This is a genomic window from Chryseobacterium urinae, from assembly GCF_030518295.1.
Lineage (GTDB): Bacteria > Bacteroidota > Bacteroidia > Flavobacteriales > Weeksellaceae > Chryseobacterium > Chryseobacterium mucoviscidosis.
Window position 1 is genome coordinate 1 of sequence record NZ_JAULSJ010000104.1, and the last position, 394, is coordinate 394.

General features: G+C 36.8%; 1 protein-coding gene. It reads left to right on the forward strand.

Going from position 1 to position 394, the window contains the following annotated elements; genetic code table 11:
- Positions 1 to 394: transposase (locus tag QWT87_RS21165; protein ID WP_302718730.1), on the forward strand; the 394-nt coding region annotated here is incomplete at both ends.

Sequence of the window (394 nt, forward strand, 5' to 3'; positions counted from 1 at the left end):
CAGGATCAGACATCGTTGGGATGCTATTGAAATGGAAAATACGGTAACGCAAGGACTGGGGGAAGAAAAAAACTCAGGCACAGAAATATTTGAAAACGGTGATTCACGCAAACAGCTTTTAGCAAGAAGCCGGTATTTGCTTTATAAAACCCGTGAAAAATGGACACTTTCCCAAAAACAAAGAGCTGCTATTCTTTTTGCTCAGTATCCTGATCTGGAGAAAGCATATCAATTGACCGATGGACTGCGAAAGATTTATAATCAGAATATTCCAAAATCATTGGCGATGACTAAACTGGCGCATTGGTTCAAAGAGGTGGAAGAAGCAGATTTTAAATCTTTTTCTACCTTAAGAAAAACAATAATGAATCATTATAGGGATATTTTAAACTAT